Genomic DNA, 3,380 nt, shown 5'->3' on the forward strand with positions numbered 1-3,380 from the left:
TTCCCGGACGGGGGGTGTAGCAGCACGGTAGCTCGCTGGGCTAAAAACCCAGAGGCCGCAGGTTAAAAGCCTGTCCCCGATACTAAGAAGTGGCCCGGAACCAGATGGTTCCGGGCCACTTTTGCGCTGCGGGCTATCGCATCACAGGGCTGCCGCGATCAGATCGGCGAACGCCTGCCCGCCGCGAGCGTTGGGATGAACCGGCCGCGGCCGCGGGCAGCGGCGGCCCGGTCCAGCGGTCCAGCGGTGCGCTCCCGCCATCGGCGCGGTTGATCAGCGGCTTGCCGGTGTGAACCACGCGGTGAACGATCCGGGAGCCGGCCCGATTCCTCAGCAAGCCCACAGAGAATTCGGGAGCAGTGTTCGGGTTTCGTCCGTTGAATGGAGTGTGCTGGTCGACAGCACCCCGTGAGGCCGAGTCCCAGGAGGTCGGGTCGTGCACACCGAAGCCATCGAGGTGGGAGACGATCGGCCCGACGATGCCGAGGATCGGGCGCTGCTCGGCCGGGTGGCCGGGGCGGGGAGGAGCAGGCTGGGGCGGCGGACGGTCAATGCCGACGCCTTCGCCACCTTCACCGACGTGGGGCGCGGGCGGAGCGCCTTCGTGGTGGCTGACGGGGTCGGAGACCATCTCGCGGCCGCTCGCGCGGCGCGATTGGCGGCCTCGATCGCGGCCCGCGCCGCGGTGGCGGAGGGCGCGCAGGCCGCGATCCTGGCGGCGCAGCGCGGCTTGCTGGCCGAGCTGTCCGAGTCCTCCGCCGACACCGTGCTGGTGGTCGCGGTGCTCCCGAGCGAGGGCCGGCCGGACGCTCCGTGCGATATCGCGTGGGTTGGTGACTGCCGGGCCTACCGCTGGAACGGCCGGGTGCTGCACCGCGTGACCACCGATCACACGGTGGCCGAGTACTACCGGGTGCGCGGGCACGACCCGCTGCCGGGCATGCGTCATCTGGTGACCACGTCGGTGCGCACCGTCCGTCCCGGCGATATCGGGTGCACCGCCACCGGGTCGAGTGCGGGGCGGCTGCTGTTGTGCAGCGACGGGGTGGGCAAGCAACTGGGCATGCCGGTCGTCAAATCGATCCTGGCGCAGGGTTCCTCGGTGGGCCAGGTCGCCGAGGGGCTGGTCGGGGCGGCGCTGGGGCGCGGCGGCACCGACAATACGACCGCGCTGGTGGTCGACGCGATCCGGTGAGCCGGGAAGGTGTTTCACCGAATTTACACTTGCTGGACGCATGACCAGGTAGCTTGGGTCCCGAAATCAGCAGTGAGCAGTATCGGGGTTCGCCGTGGCAGACAGATCGACATCCATCCGCGCTCGCATCGGCGGCATGCTCCGAACGCGCGGGGGATCGACACCGGCACGAGTCCTGATCGTCCTGTTCCTGGTGGTGCCGACCCTGGTCTCCGCCGTCTACATGTGGATCATGTGGGACCCGGAGCTGTACCTGAAGCAGATTCCCGTCGCCGTCGCCAGCGACGATGTCGGCGGCATCTCCGACGGCAAGGCTCAGAACATGGGCACCGAGATCCTCGACACCCTGGTGTCGGGTGGTGAGCTGCAGTTCCATCGGGTCAGCAGCGACGAAGCGGTGCGGGGTCTGCGGGAGAGCCGGTACGCCTTCTCGGTCGTCATCCCCGCGGATTTCACCCGCAGCGTGCTGAGCGTGACCGACCCGGTGCCCCAGCGCGCTCGAATCGCGGTGTACTACAACGACTTCAACGGCACGCTCGGCCCCGCCGTCGCCAATGGTGTTGTCGCGGACGCGCAGAACCAGATCGCGGCCACGATCGGCCGCGGCTACGCCTCCCAGATCCTGATCGGCGTCAACAGCCTCGGTTCCGGAATCGGCGACGCCGCGCGCGGCGCGACCCAGCTGGCGCAGGGCACCGCGCAACTGGCCGACGGCTCCGGACAGCTCTCGACCGGACTCGACGAGGCCGCCACCGGCGCGACGCAACTGGTCGCGGGCACCGGCGAACTCCACGCCGGCACCGTGCAACTCGCCGACGGCGCGCACGAACTGGTCACCGGCACCGATCAACTCGGCACGGGCGCGACGCAGATCCGCGATGGCGTGGACCAGATCATCACGCCGCTGCTGGACGCCCTCCAGCCCGCCGGGCAGTTCTCGACCCAGCTGAACCCGCTGCTCGACGAGCTGAGCAGGAACGCCGATCCGGAGCTGGCCGTCGCCATCACCGAGCTCGAGGGCCTGATCGGTCAGGTACACCCCGGCGATCCCAACTCCCTGGTCGGCCAGCTCACCCAATTGCGTGACGGCACCAAGGAATTGGCGCGCCAGCTCACCGACCCCAAGGCCGAGTACCGCGCAGGCGTTCTCGCCCTGGCCGATGGCGCGACCCAATTGCGGGACGGCGCGGGCCAATTGGGCACCGGCGCGACCGAACTATCCACCGGCTTGCGCCAGCTGTCCGACGGCGGCAAGGAACTCCGCGCGGGTGTCACCCTATTGGATGACGGCGCAACCCAACTCGACACCGGCCTGCGCGACGGTGCGGCGGCCGCACCCCATATCACCGACCCCGCTGCTTCGGCCGACGTGATCGCCCAGCCGGTCACCATGGATATCCGCAATCAGGAACCGAGTCAGGTGGTGCGCGGCGGCGACCGCAGCCAGAAGGAGATCTCCCGCGGCGCGGGCCCGGTCCTGGTGGTGATGGGCGCCTTCCTGGCCGCCGTCGTGCTCTGGATGTTGTTGCGCCCGTGGCGTGGTCCCGCGACCGGCCGCACCCCGTGGCGTCGCGCCGCCGCCCCGCTGCTGCGCGGCTCCGTGGTCGGCGCGGCCGGGGTCATCGTCCTGGCCGCGCTGGCGGCCGCTTATGGCAGCTCGGCCGGTTGGTCCCCGCAGCACTGGCCCGTCATGGCGGTCGTGATCGCCTTGGTCGGCGGGGTGGCCGCGGTGACCACCCAGGCGTTCATCGTCCTGTTCGGCCGGGTCGCCGGCTCCATCGCCGCCTTCTCCTTCTACATGTTCCAGATCTTCACCTTCGGCGGCGTATTCCCCGCGGGCACGACGCCGCCCGCGTTCCGCCCCTTCGAGGACATCGCCCCGATGACCTTCGCCCGCCGCGCGATCATCCGCGCCGACATCGCCCTCTACGACACCATGTTCTGGACGTCGATCGCTGTCCTGCTCGTCATGCTCGCCGCGGCCTTCGGAATCATGCTGGCTGCCCGCCACTTCGCCACCACCCGCCCCGACCCCGCGCCCGAACCCCTGCGTCCAGCCGCATCCTCGGCCTGAAAACACCTCTGACCAGCAGATTAGGTGCCTCCTCCCGCCCCCGCGTACGGTTGTTCTCACCGACGCGGGGTGGAGCAGCTCGGTAGCTCGCTGGGCTCATAACCCAGAGGT

2 protein-coding genes and 1 tRNA gene are annotated in these 3,380 nt (G+C 69.8%); all 3 read left to right on the plus strand.

What is annotated here, in order from left to right:
• Positions 1-8 precede the first annotated feature (8 nt).
• The 3 genes from ACFVAV_RS35645 (at position 9) to ACFVAV_RS35655 (ending at position 3,269) form a co-directional block, all read left to right on the plus strand.
• A tRNA-Phe gene (locus tag ACFVAV_RS35645) sits at positions 9-80 on the plus strand.
• A gap of 356 nt (positions 81-436) precedes the next feature.
• Complete coding sequence (locus tag ACFVAV_RS35650; RefSeq protein WP_379040115.1) at positions 437-1,195, plus strand: PP2C family protein-serine/threonine phosphatase; 759 nt, start codon at positions 437-439, stop codon at positions 1,193-1,195.
• Positions 1,196-1,331: 136 nt separating this feature from the next.
• Positions 1,332-3,269 (plus strand): YhgE/Pip domain-containing protein, encoded by a 1,938-nt coding sequence (locus ACFVAV_RS35655; RefSeq protein WP_379040116.1) that lies wholly within the window; start codon positions 1,332-1,334, stop codon positions 3,267-3,269.
• Positions 3,270-3,380: the final 111 nt, after the last annotated feature.

The organism is Nocardia sp. NPDC057663, assembly GCF_042799895.1.
GTDB lineage: Bacteria > Actinomycetota > Actinomycetes > Mycobacteriales > Mycobacteriaceae > Nocardia.